Here is a 15,419-nt window from a genome sequence, read left to right as displayed (position 1 = left end):
AACGGCATGCCGAGCCACTTAGCCGTGACCTGCCGGGTACGGAGAGCTGGTCGGCTCCGTGAAGATGGCGCCGGTACCCGCGGGGGCCTGGTTGAGGACCCAGAGCCCGATGAGCACGGCGACCGTGAACACGACCGCTACCAGCAGGGCCAGCACGATGCGGCGCCTTCGTTCGCGGCGCAGCCAGTCGCCGCGGGCGGTGCGGTAGGCATCGCGAGCGGGGTGGACGCCGCTGGCGAGGGTGTCGAGCGTTTCGCGGAGGCGGCGTTCCATGTCGTCGGGGACGGTGTTCATCGTCGGGCCTCCATTCGCTGGGTCAGGGCGGCCATCCCGCGCGCGGCATGGGTCTTGACCGACCCCGGCGAGATGCCCATCGCGGCCGCGATCTCGGCTTCCTTCAGACCCTGCCAGTACCGCAGGACGAGGGCTTCCCGTTGCCGGGCAGGCAGTTCTCGCAGGATACCGACCAGTGCTCGTTGATCGTCGTGCAGGAGCACGGAGTCTTCGGGCGAGGCCACGGATTCGGGGAGCAATGCCTCGATGTTCCGGCGGACGACCTGAAGGTGCCGGATCCGCATCCGGGTGAGGTTGCAGATGGTGGATCGCAGGTAGGCCTCCGCGGAACCGGGATCACGCATCTTCCGCCACTTCCGGTAGATCTGGTAGTACGCCTCGGCCACGACGTTCTCGGGATCGTCGGCGCCGAGCAGGGCGGCGAGCCGCAGCATCGACGGGTAGTGCAGGTCGAAGAGCCGGGCCACTCCCGCCTCGCGGTCCACGTCGCCGTCGGTCGCGGTCAGGGCCGGCTGCGGCCGGGGCTCGGTCCGTCTCATCGGTTCGCTCCGCTCTCAGGGGAGTTCTTCGTGGTCATGCGGGCGGGAAGCGTGGTGGTGTCCGGCGCGCGCGGGGTGCCCAGCCGTTCGAGCACCGCGGTCGCCGCGATGGTGACCACCAGGTTGAGGACCAGCGCGACGATACCGGCGTAGAGCCCGATCGCGTGACCTGGCGGACCGACGGAAACGACCGGCGAGAACCCGGCGTGCACCACGGAATACGTGCCACCGGCCATCCCGGTCGCCCATCCCGCCAGTAACGCCCGATGGTGGAGCCGGCGGGTGAACAGGCCGACGACCACGGCCGGGAATATCTGCAGGATCCACACCCCGCCGAGCAGCTGGAGGTTGATGGCGTCCTGGTCGCGAAGTCCGAAGACGAACGCGATGGCGCCGACCTTCGCGGTGAGGGAAACGGCTTTCGCGATGCGCACCTGGCGCTTGGGCGTGGCGGTGGGGTGGAAGTACTCGACGTACACATTGCGGACGAAGGACGTCGCGGCCGATATCGACATGACGGCGGCCGGGACGAGCCCGCCGACGATGAGGGCGCCGAAGACGAGCCCGGCCACCGGTGCCGGCATGACGTGCAGCACCAGCAGGGGCACGGTGGCCTCGCCGCGGCCGGGCGGAGTGTGCACGCCCGCGGCGAGTGCGGCGATGCCGAAGAACGCGAACACCGCGAGGATCGCGGTCCAGGCGGGCAGTGCGACCGAGGCCCGGCGCAGGGTGTCGCGGCCGGTGGCGGCGAAGCCCACCGTGAGCACATGGGGATACATGAACAGGGCGAGCGCCGAGCCGAGCGCGAGGGTGGCGAACGCGGGTTGCTGGGCGGATGTGAGCAGGAGAGCCCCACTCCCTGCCGGGTGCTGCTCGGCCAGGCGCGTGGACGCCGCGGCGAAGATCGTGCCGAGGCCGCCCACCCGCACCAGGACGTAGCCGAGGACGGCGATCGCCGAGCAGAAGACGGCCAGGGTCTTGAAGGCCGAGATGACCGTGGGGGCGCGCAAGCCACGGCGGTACGTCGCGACCGCCAGGCCGGCGAAGAGCACGACCATCACCAGGTCCCCGGCGGCGGTCCGGGCGGGTATCCCGGCCGCGACGAGGACCGCGCGGATGCCGACCACCTGGAGAGCGAGGTACGGCATGGTGGCGAGGATGCCCGTCAGCGCCACCACCAGCGCCAGGGTCGGCGATCCGTACCGGCCGCGCACGAAGTCCGCGACGGTGACGTAACCGTGGTCGCGAGCCACCGACCACAGTCGCGGAAGGAGCAGGAAGGCCAGCGGGCAGATGATCACGGTGTACGGCAGCGGGAAGAAGGCCGGCGCCCCGGTGGCGGACACCAGCCCGGGCACCGCGATGAACGTGTAGGCCGTGAAGATCGTGCTGCCGAGCAGGAACCAGGTCCAGAGCGGGCCGAGGCCCCGGTCGGCCAGTGCCCAGCCCTCCAGCGTGGGCAGGTTCCCGGTGGCATGGAACCGGCGTGCGGTGACGGCGAGGAGTGACGCCACGCCGATGACGGCGAGAGTCGTCGTCATGAGGTCTCCGGACATCGGTCACCGTCCTTGGCGCGCCGCTCTTGTCTTCCAGTTGCCGTACCGCCGTGTTCGGAGGACAAGCGCCCGCGGAATTTTCCGGTGGATTCTCACCGGCCATGCGGTGTCAACCGAATCCGGGGACCGGCAACTCTTGCACAACGTGGACCACAAGGCGAGGCCACTTCCCGGCCCGCCCGTTCCTTCCTGCCGGCTTGAGGAGTCGACCTTGTCAAGATTTGTCATGCCCTCGTCGGGGATCCGGCCGCGGTCGGTCCTGCTCTGGACCGCCGTGGCACTGGTGGGCGCGGTGGGGTGGGGTGTTCTCGCCCTCTCCCGCGGGGAACGGGTCTCGGCCATCTGGCTCCTGCTGGCCGCCCTGGGCTCCTACCTCATCGCGTACCGCTTCTATTCGCGGTTCATCGCACGGCGGGTGCTGAAGGTCGACGACCGGCGGGCCACCCCGGCGGAGCGGCTGGAGGACGGCGTCGACTACCAGCCGACCGACCGGCGCATCCTGCTCGGTCACCACTTCGCCGCGATCGCCGGTGCCGGGCCGCTGGTCGGCCCGGTGCTGGCGGCCCAGATGGGCTTCCTTCCGGGGACGATCTGGATCGTCGCCGGCGTGATCTTCGCGGGTGCGGTCCAGGACATGGTCGTGCTCTTCCTCTCCCTGCGGCGCGACGGCAAGAGCCTGGGGCAGATGGCCCGGGACGAGATCGGCAAGGTGGGCGGCGCGGCCGCCCTGCTCGCCGTCTTCGCCATCATGATCATCCTGCTGGCGGTGCTGGCCCTGGTCGTGGTCAACGCACTGGCGCACTCGCCGTGGGGCACCTTCTCCGTCGTCATGACCATCCCGATCGCGCTGGTGATGGGGTGCTACCTCCGGTTCCTGCGACCGGGGCGTGTGCTGGAGGCCAGCGTGCTCGGCGTGGTCCTGCTCCTGCTGGCCATCGCGGGCGGCGGCTGGGTCGAGCACTCCGCGCTCGCGGCGGCGTTCACCTGGAGCCCGACCACCCTCGTGCTCGGCCTGGCCGGCTACGGCTTCGTCGCCTCGGTGCTGCCGGTGTGGGCGCTGCTCGCGCCCCGCGACTACCTGTCCACGTTCATGAAGATCGGCACGATCGCCCTGCTCGCGGTCGGTGTGCTGGTCGTCGGGCCGGTCCTGCAGAGCGGCGCGGTGACCCGGTTCGCGTCCTCCGGGACGGGTCCGGTGTTCGCCGGAACCCTCTTCCCGTTCCTGTTCATCACCATCGCGTGTGGTGCGTTGTCCGGCTTCCACGCCCTGGTGTCGTCGGGGACCACCCCGAAGCTGATCCAGAAGGAATCCCAGGTCCGGATGATCGGCTACGGCGCGATGCTGATGGAGTCGTTCGTGGCGATCATGGCGTTGATCGCGGCCTGCGCCCTCGACCCGGGGCTGTACTACGCGATGAACGCCCCCGCCGGGCTGCTCGGTTCCACGGCGGGCTCCGCCGCCCGTGCCGTCACGGACCTGGGGTTCGCCATCACGCCCGACCAGCTGAGCGCGGCGGCGGACGCGGTGGGGGAGCACAGCCTCGTCGCCCGCACCGGTGGCGCGCCGACCCTGGCGGTCGGAATGTCGGAGATCCTTTCCGGACTCTTCGGCAGCGCCTCGGCGAAGGCTTTCTGGTACCACTTCGCGATCATGTTCGAGGCGTTGTTCATCCTCACCACCGTCGACGCGGGCACCCGGGTCGGCCGGTTCATGCTGCAGGACATGCTGGGCAACGTCTGGAAGCCGATCGGCCGGGTGACCTGGAAGCCGGGCATCTGGCTCACCAGCGCCCTGGTCGTGGCCGCCTGGGGCTACTTCCTCTACGTGGGCGCCACCGACCCGCTCGGCGGGATCAACCAGCTCTTCCCGCTCTTCGGCATCGCCAACCAGCTGCTCGCCGTCATCGCACTGGCGGTCACCACCACCGTCCTCGTGAAGTCGGGGCGGCTCCGCTGGGCCTGGGTGACCGGGATCCCGCTGGCCTGGACCGTCGCCGTCACCTTCACCGCCAGCCTCGAGAAGATCTTCTCGAGCAACCCCCAGATCGGCTTCTTCGCCCAGCACGCCCGCTACGACGCCGCCCTCGGCTCCGGCCGGATCCTGCCGCCGGCCAAGAGCGCGGCCGACATGCACGCGGTGCTCACGAACTCCATTGTGGACGGTGTGCTCGTTTCGGTCTTCCTGCTGCTGGTCGTCATCGTGGTCGCCAACGCCGCGGTCGTCTGCGTCCGTTCGGTGCGCTCCCGCCGGACGCCGCCCTCGAGCGAGGCCCCTTACGTCGAGTCGCTGATCGACGTCGGGGAGCCCGCGCTCACCGGTGGCCGGAAATGAGGATCCGTGCCGCGGTGGCCCGCGCGCTGCACCTGGTGCGCTGGTACGTCGGGGAGCTCACCGGGGACGCGGAGTTCGCCCGCCATTGCGCGCGCCTGCGGCAGCTCCATCCGGACCAGCCCGTCCCGACGCGCCGTGCGTACGAACTCGCGCGGTCGCGGCGCCGGGATCACCGCCCCATCGATCGCTGCTGCTGAACCCGGGAGGCTTCGATGCCACGACGCGGTACCGTCCTCATCCGACCGGAACTCGACGACGAAGCACTGCACCGGACACTGGCCCAGGTCCGCCCGGGGCGGCAGCTGCACGGGCTCGGCGCCGATCACGGCCGCGCCCTGTGGCAGCCTGCCGCCCGCCTCCTCCGTGCCACCGGGCCGGACTGGGACCGCCGGGCACACCGGGTCTCGGTCCTGGCCGCGGCCCTGCCGCCCGCCACCACCGAACGCTGGTGCGCCGACCGCCCGCGTGATCCCGACGCGCTCGTGGTCCGGGCCGGCCTCGACGCCTGGCACACCATCACCACCGGACGAACGTCGGAGGCAGCCGCGGGCCGGTCCTGCCGGCAGGCCGCCGAAGCCTGGCCCGAGGACCCCACACCGTGGCTGGCCCTCCTTTCCGTCCGGTGTGCCCTCGGCTCGGCCGAACGGCACGTCCGCCCGATCTGGCACGAGGTGGTGGCACGGGACCCGGGAAACCGGGCCGCCCACCACGAGTTCCTCCGTTACCTCTCGCCCCGCCGGCACGGTTCCCTGCTCGCGATGACCGACTTCGCGAGGACATGTGGCCGAAACTCGTCTCCCCTCGCGATCCTGCCGCTCGCCGGCCGCGTCGAGCAATTCGCTTGGAACGCCCACCGCGGCGACGCCGGTGTCCTCGGCGCCCGTCTGCGCTGGCACGAAGAAGACATCGCCGACGAACTCGACCACGCGATCGCCGGCTTGTTCCACGCCGGCACCCCGTCACACGCCGCGGCGGTCGCCGACCTCAACATCCTCGCCTTCGTCCTCACCCGAACCCGCCGAACCACCGACGCCGCGCCGATCTTCCGGCGGCTCGGCGGCCACATGACCCGCTATCCGTGGAACTTGACGCGGTATCCGGTCGACGCCTACACCTACTGGCGGGAACAGGCCTACCGCCAACCTCGCCCCGGCACGATCAAGCGTCCGCATGAGATCGCGCCGCGGGCTTTCCGATCGGCAGGGCGGGGTCTTTCCCGTGATCGGCTCTGGCGGGCTTCCGGTGGTGGGTTGTCGGAGGAGGATGCGGTGGCGCAGGAGAGCTTCGAGTCGTTCGGGGGAGCGGAGGCCGTCGATTCTGTCGACGTTCACCTTCCACGAAGGTAGGCACACCCACCGTTCGAACTCGCGCTGACCGGCGTCGACCTGATCGCCTGGACCCGGCACCGCTCCTCGAAGGCGAACTGGCCACCGCCGAGCCGAAGGCCGCGCTACCGGCTGCTCCACGTCGCGGCCCGCACCGCCGGACGCGCCTGCCGCCTCGGTGATCCCCTGCGTCTCATGAGGGACTTCCTACGAAAACCTTCCCGTTACATCTTGACGTGACCGATTTCATCGTTCAGAGTCCAATGGTGCGTTCGGTCACACCGCCGTTGGCTACCTGACACCTATACCCCCTCATGTTCCCGCACGGATCGCCCCCAAAAATGTTAGCGCTAACACTTCGCCATTTGGACTGTTTCCCTGCGCAGGTGTCGCCGGGTTCCGCACCGATGCGGACCCCTCCTGAAAGGACAGATGCTCATGTCGGTTGGGTCAGCGCGGACCGCGAGGTGGGGTCGCCGGTGGCGGTCGGGGTTGGCCGCCGCGGTGGTCATGATGGTCGCGGGTGGGTTGCTCACGGTGGCCACGACGCCGGCGTCGGCCGCCACTGTGGACACGACCGCCTGGTACGTCCTGGTGAACCGGAACAGCGGCAAGGCTCTCGACGTCTACAACTTCTCCACCGCCGACGGCGGTAACGTCGTTCAGTGGAGCCGCACCAACGCGAACAACCAGCAGTTCCAGTTCGTGGATTCCGGTGGCGGTTACTACCGGGTCAAGGCGCGGCACTCGGGCAAGGTGATCGACGTGTCCAGCTGGTCGACAGCCGATGGTGCCGCCATCCATCAGTGGACCGACGGCAACGCTGCCAACCAGCAGTTCCGGCTGGCCGACTCCGACAGCGGTTACGTGCGGCTGATCAACCGCAACAGCAACAAGGCGGTCGAGGTCCAGAACGCGGCGACCAACGACGGCGCCGGCGTCGTGCAGTACAGCGACTGGGGCGGCAGCAACCAGCAGTGGCAACTCGTCCGCGTCGACGGGGGCAGCGGCGCATGCACGTTGCCGTCGACGTACCACTGGTCATCGACCGGCCCGCTGGCCACCCCGAGCGCGGGGTGGGTCTCGCTCAAGGACTTCACCAACGTCGTCTACAACGGCAAGCACGTCGTCTATGCCACGACGCACGACACCATCGCCGGTGACCAGGGGCACTGGGAATCGACGGCCTTCAGCCCCTTCACGAACTGGTCCGACATGGCGTCGGCCACCCAGAACAAAATGTCCTTCGGTGCCATCGCGCCGACGCTGTTCTACTTCGCCCCGAAGAACATCTGGGTGCTCGCCTACCAGTGGGGTTGGCCAGATCCTTTCTCCTACCGCACCTCGAGCGACCCCACCAACCCCAACGGCTGGTCCGCGCAGCAGCAGCTGTTCGCGGGCACCCTTCCCGCCCCCGGAGCCCCCATCGACCAGACCCTCATCGCCGACGACAAGAACATGTACCTGTTCTTCGCCGACGACCGCGGCAGCATCTACCGCGCCAGCATGCCCATCGGCAACTTCCCGGGCAGCTTCGGCACGAGCTACACGAAGATCATGAGCGACACGCCGGCCAACCTGTTCGAGGCGGTCGAGGTCTACAAGGTCAAGGACCAGAACCAGTACCTCATGCTCGTCGAGGCGCAGGACTACCGCGGCCGCTTCTTCCGCTCGTTCACGGCCACCAGCCTGGACGGCACGTGGACACCGCAGGCCGACACCCAGAGCAACCCCTTCGCCGGCAAGGCCAACAGCGGGGCCACCTGGACCAACGACATCAGCCACGGCGATCTGGTCCGTACCAACCCCGACCAGACCAAGACCATCGACCCGTGCAACCTCCAGTTCCTCTACCAGGGGCGCGACCCCAGCACCGACGGCATGGACTACGGCATCCTGCCGTACCGGCCGGGTTTGCTGACACTGCAGCGCTAGAGGTTCGGCTTCTGGCGACCTCCGCCGACGCAACCCCTTCACATCCCAACCGAACAAGGGACTCGAACAGTGACATTCACCCTTCGACGGTCGTCGAAACGCGTCCTCGCGTTGACGATAAGCCTGCTATGTATGACGGCATTTCTTCCGGCCGTGGCCCAGGCAGACAACCCGATCGTGCAACACATCTACACCGCCGACCCGGCACCGCTGGTCTACAACGGCCGGGTCTACCTGTACACCGGGCACGACGAGGACGGCTCCACCTCCTACGTGATGAAGGACTGGCGGGTGTGGTCCTCCGCCGACATGGTCAACTGGACCGACCACGGCTCACCGCTCAGCCTGGCGACCTTCAGTTGGGCCAGCGCGGACGCCTGGGCGGGACAGGCCGTCTACCGCAACGGCAAGTTCTACTGGTATGTGCCGGTGCGCATGACCAACGGATCGCAGGCCATCGGAGTCGCGGTCTCGGACAGCCCCACCGGGCCGTTCCGCGACGCGCTCGGCGGGCCACTGATCCAGAACTCCGAAATCGACCCCACCGTCTTCATCGACGACGACGGACAAGCCTACCTGTATTACGGCAACCCGAACCTGTGGTATGTGCGGCTCAACGCCGACATGATCTCGTACTCCGGCAGCCCGACGCAGATACCGCTGACCACCGCTGGGTTCGGCACCCGCACGGGAGATGCGAGCCGGCCCACCCTGTACGAGGAAGGCCCGTGGTTCTACAAGCGAAACGGCCTGTACTACATGGTGTACGCGGCGAAGTGCTGCGCTGAGTTCATCGCCTACTCCACCTCGCCCGGCCCGACCGGACCGTGGACGTATCGTGGCACCATCATGCCCGCGCAGGGCAACAGCTTCACCAACCACGTCGGCCTCGTCGACTTCAACGGCGGCTCGTACTTCTTCTACCACAACGGCGCTCTGCCGGGCGGGGGTGGCTTCACCCGGTCGGCCGCGGTGGAGAAGTTCAGCTACAACGCCGACGGCACCATTCCGACGATCAACATGACGACGGCCGGGGCGCCGCAGAACGGCACGCTCAATCCTTATGTCCGCCAGGAAGCCGAGACCATCGCGTGGGGGAGCGGCATCGAAACCGAACCCTCCAGCGAGGGCGGGATGAACATCAGCTGGATTGAAAACGGCGATTACCTCAAGGTCAAGGGCGCGGCATTCGGCGCCGGTGCCAGCTCGTTCACCACCAGGGTGGCCTCGAACACCAGCGGCGGCCAAGTCGAGCTGCACCTGGACAGTGCTACCGGGCCGACGGTCGGGACATGCACTGTGCCGGGCACCGGAGGCTGGCAGACCTGGAGCACGGTCTCGTGCCCTGTCACCGGTGCGACCGGGACCCACGATCTGTACCTGCGCTTCGCCGGTGGCAGCGGGTTCCTGTTCAATATGAACTGGTGGCAGTTCACCAACGGCCAGACCACCTTCTCGTCAAACGCCGTCGCCCAGCACAGCGGGTACTGCCTGGACGACCCCAACCAGAGCACCGCCGACGGCACTCAGTACCGGCAGTACACCTGCGGCACCGGTGAGGAACAGCGGTTCGACTTCCGCCCGGTGCCAGGGGTGGCGGATACCTACTCTCTGGTGAACCGCTCCAGCGGCAAGTGCCTCGACGTCAGCGGCTTCTCCACCGCCGACGGCGCGGCGGTCCAGCAGTGGACCTGCCACGGCGGCACGAACCAGCAGTTCACGCTGCGGCAGGTCGCCGCCAACGACTACCAGCTCGTCGCGGTGCACAGCGGCAAGTGCGTGGACGTCAGCGGGATCTCCACCGCCGTCGGAGCACTGGTCCACCAGTGGACCTGTGACTCCGCCAGTGCCCTGGCCACCAAGAAGAACCAGGTGTGGCGCCTGGCCGGCAAGAGCTGAACCACCACAGGGTCGGGCCCGGGTCGGCAACCCGGCGCCCGACCCTGTCCAGGGCCCTTTGCCGGCCGGGGTAGCCGATATACGCCACTGGGCGAGCAGCAGTTTCGGCAGCGGTGTTCCGGATCGCCGACGACCTCGGCAAGGCCGCCGGGGGTGTTGCCGAGCTGGTCGCTGCCTTGTCCGGACCAAGCACCAGTACGCCGGTCCGTTCACCGTCCACGAAGGACGGCACACCCACCGCACGTGGCTGACCGAAGACGGAAATCCCGGAGGGGATCGAGGCGGACTCCAGCTTCGGCGTCTTGACCGAGCAAGCCGTGAAACGCCCAGATCGGGCTCGGCCACGACCCAGATCCGCGAGTCGACCCCTCGGTAGTTGTATTGGCCATGGAGGTTGGGTACAGGGCGGCACGTGATCGGATGATCTTGGTGTGAGGGATGACCCACGCTAACGTACCCCTGACCCCCGACCGGCTGGCCCGCCTAGCCCACCTCGACGGCGCCACCGGCCGGGCGGTCCGCCGCTACGAACACCCGGCACCCGGAGGTCTGGTGCACGTGGACATCAAAGAAGCTGGGCAACATCCCCGACGGCGGCGACCACAGAGTGCACGGCCAGCCGTTGGTGGCCGCAACAGTGCCACCCACCGCGACCCCGCCCGACTCCGCACGGTCGGCGGCCGCGCCAACCTCGGCTACAGCTACCTGCACAACGCCGTGGACGACCACTCCCGCCTGGCCTACGCCGAGATCCTGCCGGATGAGACCAAGGAGACCGCGGTCGCGTTCTGGACCGCGCGCAGGCGTTCTTTGCCGATGCCGGGATCACCGTCGCGCGGGTGCTGACCGACAACGGGTCCTGCTACCGCTCACGCCTCTGGCGCGACACGCTGCGCGACGCGCAGTCCTCAGCGCGCGGCGAGCACCCGGCGCACCTCGTCCGCGCCCAGCACCACGGGGGAGCGCAGCGATCCGACCTCGCCGATCTCGATCTCGACCACGTCTCCCGGCCGCAGCCCTTGGTCGAGCCCCGGCACGACGGACGTGCCCGTCGAGAGCACGGCGCCGTCGGGGAAGTCGTTGTCCCGCCACAGGTACTCGACCAGTCCGGCCGGTTCGCGGTTCAGCTGGGCGGTACTGGCTTCGCCGGCGAACACCTCGTGACCGTCGCGCAGGATGCGCATGCGGAGGTCGAGGGACAATGGGTCCGGCACTTCCCACGCCGGTCGCACCCGTGCCGACACCGCGCACGAACCGGTGTAGATCTTGGCCTGCGGGAGGTACAAGGGGTTCTCGCCTTCGATGCTGCGGGAGCTGACGTCGTCGACCACCACGTACCCGGCGATCTCTCCGGCACCGGTCAGCAGCAGGCCGAGTTCCGGCTCCGGCACGTTGTTGGCGGAATCGGCGCGGATGGCGATTGGCTCGCCGTCGGTGACCACGCGCCACGCGGCCGACTTGAAGAACAACTCGGGCCGCTCCGCGCGGTACACCCGCGCGTAGACGTCCTCGTCGGCGCTCTCCTCGCGGCGGGCCTCCTCGGACCGCAGGTAGGTCACCCCGGCGGCCCACACCTCCATTCGGCCGTCCAGCGGCGGCAGCAGGCGCACTCCGGCCGTGGTCACGGGCTCCCCGGCGGCCTCGGCCAGCTCGCGGATCTCCGCGACGGAGTGGCGTAGCAGGTCACTCATCGACGCCACCGGGAGCGGCCGCAACTGCTCATCGGTGAGCAGGCCGACGCGGACACTGCCGGTTCCGTCGGCGAATCGCACTAGGTGGCTCATCCCGGACCTCCTCGTTCGGTCCCGAACCTACGGAGTGCGGAGCGTGGCGGTCAATGCGTGTGGCCGAGCGACGGCGCGTGCCGTTGACCCCTGCGAATGAGCCCGGCTAAGGGTTGTATCGCAACTCGGTGTTGAGCTGGCTGGGTCGATGGTCGATGGTCGATCATGGTGTTGTGGTGCAGGTGATCACAGCGTCGCGGCTGGAGTGTCACGAGCGGCACCCCGGCATGATCACTCCTGTGGCGTTCCGTCTCTTGTACTTGATCACAGTCCGGGTGCTCGGATGGCTGATGCTGCTCGCCGGCAGCAGGATCGTGTTGATTGCCGAGGTGCTGGTGTTACGGCACGAGGTCGCCGTGCTGCGTCGCCAGGCCGGCAGACCCCGTCCTACCTGGCCAGACCGGGCGATCCTGTCCGCCCTCGCCAGGCTGCTACCAAGCCCGCTCAGGAGATATGCCGCATCGTCACGCCAGCGACACTCCTGGCCTGGCATCGCCGTTTGGTCAGAAAGAAGTGGACCTACCCGCACCGGACAGGGCGTCCGCCGATAGTCGAAGAGATTCGCAGTCTAGTTCGGAGGTGTCCGGTCTTGCTCTGGTCGGAGGCTTCTTCGTGGTGAGCAAGGTGAATCTCAAGCAAGCTGCTCCGTCGCGCGAGGCCGTCAGCGTGAAATGCACCTGATCGTTGGGTCGGCTTGGCCACAGCGATTACCACGCCTGGCTGGGTGTCCTCCACGTCCCCCCGACCGGTCTCCGAGCTTGTGCCTCGGCGGAGTCGACGGCTCGACCAACCAACTCAGCTCCGCGGTCCCTCGATGCGGTGGAGTTGAGGGTGTTTGGCCGTGCGCTGGTCGCCGGAAGACTGGCCGCGCAGGCGCCTGCCGAGCCAAGGACCGAGAAAGGTAGCTGCCCAACGCAGTTCAGCGGTGGCGCGCCATTGAGTTGACGGTGGGATGGGCAACGGTGGTGGAGACTCATTCCAGGAATCGTTGCTGCCCGGCAGCTGCAGGGCGTGCGCGACCGCGTCGGCGATCAGTTGATGTCCCAGGGGGCTGCAGTGCAGCCGATCTTCGCTCCAGAACCGGCGGTCGGCGACGGAGGGGTGTCGGGCGATCTCGGCGACGGCGACGCCGTGGCGGGCGGCTGCGGCACGGATCCGGTCGTTGATGTCGAGGATGCGGGAGCGAACCGGTCGGGCGAGGGGGATGATCCTGGTGAGGTCGGGAAAGGTCAGGGTCGCCACGCGGGCTCCGGAGTCGGTGAGCGCGGCGAACATCGCTTCCAGGTGATCGACCACCGTGGCGGTTTCGACTCGAAGCCGGAGCAGATCGTTGACTCCGGCGACAACGGTGGCCACGTCGGGACGCAGTGCAAGAGCCGGCTCCAGTTGCTCGGACCGGACTTCGTCCGCGCGGCGGCCACGGACGGCGAGGTTGGCGTACTGGAGATCGGGATTGTCGATGGCGAGGTGTTCGGCGAGCCGGTCAGCCCATCCCCGAAGGCCCACGATGTCGTCACCGTCACCGACGCCTTCCGTTTGGCTGTCGCCCAAGGCGACGTAGCGCAGGTACTTGCCGCTCCGAACGGGTTCCGGGACACCGTTCTCCTGCGACCTCATCGGTTGGCCAGGGCCAAGCCGTCGACGACCAGGCCGGCACGTGCCGCGGTGCTGGTTCCCGCGGTGTCGTGGAACCGGATGGCGAGATCGCTGTCCCGCACCGCGGTGCGGACCTGTTCAGTGACTGGCACGTCGTCCTCCTAGTCAGAATGATGACTAATCATAACCATGGGTATCATGAGCTTGCCCCCATGTCGACGACGAGGAGATGCGCCGATGAGCCTGCGGCATGCCGTGCTCGCGGCGTTGTTGTCCGGCGAGTACAGCGGCTACGAGTTGACCAAGGCGTTCGACGTGGGTGTCGCCAACTTCTGGTACGCCCGGCCGCAACAGCTCTACCTGGAGCTGTCCAAGCTCGAGAGCGACGGGTTGATCAGCGGCCGGGAGGTGGTCCAGCAAACCCGTCCCACCAAGCGGCTGTTCATGGTCACCGACGCCGGCCTCGCCGAACTGGCGCGCTTCGCCGCCGCCGTGAGCAAGCCGTCGTTCATCCGTGACGACCTGCTGGTCAAGGTCCAAGCCGTCGACCACGTCGACGCGGCACCGGTGATCGCGCAACTGGATCAACGAGCCGCGGCAGCCGCGGCCAAGGTGGAGATCCTCGACAAGATCCTGCGACGTTACCGCGGGGATCTCGACGAGGAGACCTACCTGCGCCAAGGGTCTCCGATCGGGCCCTACCTGACATGCCTGCGCGGTCGGCGGTTCGAGCAGGAACACCACGACTGGTCCGTCCAGGCGGCCGCACTCCTGCGTGATCGGGCAACTCGGAACGGTGATCCGGCGCCTACCTCGGATCAATCCCGGTAGCGCTGTCGACCAGCATCTGTTTCTAACTGCTGTGGCTGGGTGAGCCCACACCGCTGTGCCGGACGTCGCAACGCTCATCGGCAGCAGAGGACGTTCGAGCGACGGCAGGAGTCGAGGACGCACGACGTGCCGTTTGCCACCATCGCGGGACCACCAGGTCGGCAGTCATGGGACCACCGACAGCAGGTAATTCACCAAGAGAACATGTTTCAGTTCTGCCCGGTGGACCGATCATGGCGATGCCAATCGAATGTCTGGTGATGCCGATGGGTGGACGTTGTGGTTCGGTTCGTCAGCAGGTGAGTTCGCGCTTCCCCGGAACGTCGCGCGGTAGTCCTGCGGCCGGTGCCCGGCCAGGCGGGTGAAGATGGCGCTGAACGTACCGGGATCGCGATAGCCGACATCGGCGGCGATGCCGGCGACTGTCCGCTCGGTGGTCTCGAGCAGGTGTTTCGCCCTGCGCACCCGTGCCGCCTGCAGGTATCCGAGCGGAGTCTGGCCGGTCTCGCCGCGAAACCGCCGCAGGAGGGTTCGTGTGCTGACGCGGAACGTCGCGGAGAGCAGCCCGAGGTCGTAGCGCTCGCGCATGTTCTGGTCCAGCCAGCGTTTGACGCCTTGCGAGAACTGGCTGCCGGTGGCCGGCAACAGCTCCGCGTCGACGTACGGAGCCTGGCTCGCCCGCGCATCATCGACGAGCGCGACACGCGCGGTGGCGCGGGCGACGCGGCTGCCGTTGTGCTCGCGGATGAGGCCGAGGGCGAAGTCGTACATCGCGCTGAACGCGCCTGTCGTGGTCACCCCGCTGTCGGTGACCACGAGTTTCTCCGGTCTGACATCGGTGCCGGGGCAACGGTCTGCCAGCCGGTCGGCGAACAGCCACGAGGTCGTCGACTCTCGCCCGTCGAGCAGGCCGGCATCCGCCAGCAGGAACGCGCCGACACAGATCGACACCAGCGCGACTCCCGATCGCGAGCTGGATCTGATGGTTTCGATCTCCGGCCTGAGCGACGTGAGCGTCGCGTCCAGGTCGAGTCCGGGGCACAGCTCGAACCCGGGTACGACGAGAACATCGACCTGCCGCACCGGCACGACCGTGATCGCCGCGCCACCGGAGGCGACCACGCGCCGCCGCGGCGACAGGATCGACACGTCGTACAGCGGATCCCTGGTCGCCTTGGCTGCGGCGATGTGCGAGGCCATCGTGAGGAGGTCGGGAATCCCGAAGACCTCCGACGCGAAGCATCCTGGATAGGCGAGCACACCGACACGAAGCGGGGCAACCACGGTGGCGAGATTACCCGGAAATGTGGCGATCTCGCCACTGGCCG

The 15,419-nt window shown here is 68.2% G+C and carries 13 protein-coding genes and 1 pseudogene; 7 read left to right on the top strand and 7 right to left on the bottom strand.

Features of this window, described 5'->3' with window-relative positions:
• Window positions 1-18 precede the first annotated feature (18 nt).
• Genes AB0M82_RS09455 through AB0M82_RS09445 form a run of 3 tightly spaced genes read right to left on the bottom strand, consistent with a single transcriptional unit; the run spans window position 19 to window position 2,389 of the window.
• A complete protein-coding gene (locus AB0M82_RS09455; protein WP_364719147.1) occupies window positions 19-294 on the bottom strand; it encodes a hypothetical protein in 276 nt (91 codons plus the stop codon).
• Window positions 291-833 carry a sigma-70 family RNA polymerase sigma factor gene (locus AB0M82_RS09450; RefSeq protein ID WP_364719145.1) on the bottom strand — a complete coding sequence of 181 codons (543 nt, stop codon included), beginning with the start codon at window positions 831-833 and terminating at the stop codon, window positions 291-293. Before AB0M82_RS09450 ends, AB0M82_RS09455 begins: the two co-directional genes overlap by 4 nt.
• Window positions 830-2,389, bottom strand: a complete 1,560-nt coding sequence (locus AB0M82_RS09445; protein ID WP_364719143.1) for a sodium:solute symporter — start codon at window positions 2,387-2,389, stop codon at window positions 830-832. The genes AB0M82_RS09450 and AB0M82_RS09445 overlap by 4 nt, the downstream gene beginning before the upstream one ends.
• A gap of 226 nt (window positions 2,390-2,615) precedes the next feature.
• Here AB0M82_RS09445 and AB0M82_RS09440 point away from each other — a divergent pair, with 226 nt between their 5' ends.
• The 6 genes and pseudogenes from AB0M82_RS09440 to AB0M82_RS09415 form a co-directional block, all read left to right on the top strand.
• Window positions 2,616-4,721 (top strand): carbon starvation CstA family protein, encoded by a 2,106-nt coding sequence (locus AB0M82_RS09440; protein WP_364719475.1) that lies wholly within the window; start codon window positions 2,616-2,618, stop codon window positions 4,719-4,721.
• On the top strand, window positions 4,718-4,918 hold the full coding sequence (locus AB0M82_RS09435; RefSeq protein WP_364719141.1) for a YbdD/YjiX family protein: 201 nt from the start codon (window positions 4,718-4,720) through the stop codon (window positions 4,916-4,918). The genes AB0M82_RS09440 and AB0M82_RS09435 overlap by 4 nt, the downstream gene beginning before the upstream one ends.
• 15 nt (window positions 4,919-4,933) lie before the next feature.
• Window positions 4,934-6,067, top strand: a complete 1,134-nt coding sequence (locus AB0M82_RS09430) for a hypothetical protein (protein WP_364719139.1) — start codon at window positions 4,934-4,936, stop codon at window positions 6,065-6,067.
• A gap of 417 nt (window positions 6,068-6,484) precedes the next feature.
• A complete protein-coding gene (locus AB0M82_RS09425; protein ID WP_364719136.1) occupies window positions 6,485-7,981 on the top strand; it encodes a non-reducing end alpha-L-arabinofuranosidase family hydrolase in 1,497 nt (498 codons plus the stop codon).
• Window positions 7,982-8,050: 69 nt separating this feature from the next.
• Complete coding sequence (locus AB0M82_RS09420) at window positions 8,051-9,880, top strand: family 43 glycosylhydrolase (protein ID WP_364719133.1); 1,830 nt, start codon at window positions 8,051-8,053, stop codon at window positions 9,878-9,880.
• A 474-nt stretch (window positions 9,881-10,354) separates the two neighbouring features.
• Window positions 10,355-10,752: pseudogene (locus AB0M82_RS09415) on the top strand (DDE-type integrase/transposase/recombinase); the annotation flags it as partial.
• Between the two features lie 36 nt (window positions 10,753-10,788).
• On the opposite strand, the gene AB0M82_RS09410 reads toward AB0M82_RS09415, so the two are convergent.
• The 3 genes from AB0M82_RS09410 to AB0M82_RS09400 form a co-directional block, all read right to left on the bottom strand.
• Window positions 10,789-11,664: a fumarylacetoacetate hydrolase family protein gene (locus AB0M82_RS09410; protein WP_364719131.1), complete on the bottom strand. Its 876-nt coding sequence runs from the start codon at window positions 11,662-11,664 to the stop codon at window positions 10,789-10,791.
• A gap of 795 nt (window positions 11,665-12,459) precedes the next feature.
• On the bottom strand, window positions 12,460-13,281 hold the full coding sequence (locus AB0M82_RS09405) for an SGNH/GDSL hydrolase family protein (RefSeq protein ID WP_364719129.1): 822 nt from the start codon (window positions 13,279-13,281) through the stop codon (window positions 12,460-12,462).
• Entirely contained in the window at window positions 13,278-13,412 is a 135-nt protein-coding gene (locus AB0M82_RS09400; protein ID WP_364719126.1) for a hypothetical protein, read from the bottom strand. Before AB0M82_RS09400 ends, AB0M82_RS09405 begins: the two co-directional genes overlap by 4 nt.
• Window positions 13,413-13,497: 85 nt before the next feature.
• Between AB0M82_RS09400 and AB0M82_RS09395 the strand changes: the two genes are divergently transcribed.
• Window positions 13,498-14,091, top strand: coding sequence for a PadR family transcriptional regulator (locus tag AB0M82_RS09395; RefSeq protein ID WP_364719123.1), 594 nt, complete (start codon window positions 13,498-13,500; stop codon window positions 14,089-14,091).
• A gap of 231 nt (window positions 14,092-14,322) precedes the next feature.
• Here AB0M82_RS09395 and AB0M82_RS09390 read toward each other — a convergent pair whose 3' ends face one another.
• Complete coding sequence (locus AB0M82_RS09390) at window positions 14,323-15,375, bottom strand: helix-turn-helix domain-containing protein (protein ID WP_364719120.1); 1,053 nt, start codon at window positions 15,373-15,375, stop codon at window positions 14,323-14,325.
• Window positions 15,376-15,419: the final 44 nt, after the last annotated feature.

This window comes from Amycolatopsis sp. NPDC051128 (genome assembly GCF_040682715.1).
Taxonomy (GTDB): Bacteria; Actinomycetota; Actinomycetes; order Mycobacteriales; family Pseudonocardiaceae; genus Amycolatopsis.
The sequence above is the reverse complement of the archived record's forward strand: the minus strand, read 5'-3'. Positions and strand labels throughout refer to the sequence as shown.

Excerpts from the sequence above, each read along its gene's own strand:
- AB0M82_RS09455 (WP_364719147.1), bottom strand. The coding sequence starts at position 294 with ATGAACACCGTCCCCGACGACATGGAACGCCGCCTCCGCGAAACGCTC.
- AB0M82_RS09450 (WP_364719145.1), bottom strand. The coding sequence starts at position 833 with ATGAGACGGACCGAGCCCCGGCCGCAGCCGGCCCTGACCGCGACCGAC.
- AB0M82_RS09445 (WP_364719143.1), bottom strand. The coding sequence starts at position 2,389 with ATGTCCGGAGACCTCATGACGACGACTCTCGCCGTCATCGGCGTGGCG.
- AB0M82_RS09440 (WP_364719475.1), top strand. The coding sequence starts at position 2,616 with ATGCCCTCGTCGGGGATCCGGCCGCGGTCGGTCCTGCTCTGGACCGCC.
- AB0M82_RS09435 (WP_364719141.1), top strand. The coding sequence starts at position 4,718 with ATGAGGATCCGTGCCGCGGTGGCCCGCGCGCTGCACCTGGTGCGCTGG.
- AB0M82_RS09430 (WP_364719139.1), top strand. The coding sequence starts at position 4,934 with ATGCCACGACGCGGTACCGTCCTCATCCGACCGGAACTCGACGACGAA.
- AB0M82_RS09425 (WP_364719136.1), top strand. The coding sequence starts at position 6,485 with ATGTCGGTTGGGTCAGCGCGGACCGCGAGGTGGGGTCGCCGGTGGCGG.
- AB0M82_RS09410 (WP_364719131.1), bottom strand. The coding sequence starts at position 11,664 with ATGAGCCACCTAGTGCGATTCGCCGACGGAACCGGCAGTGTCCGCGTC.
- AB0M82_RS09405 (WP_364719129.1), bottom strand. The coding sequence starts at position 13,281 with ATGAGGTCGCAGGAGAACGGTGTCCCGGAACCCGTTCGGAGCGGCAAG.
- AB0M82_RS09395 (WP_364719123.1), top strand. The coding sequence starts at position 13,498 with ATGAGCCTGCGGCATGCCGTGCTCGCGGCGTTGTTGTCCGGCGAGTAC.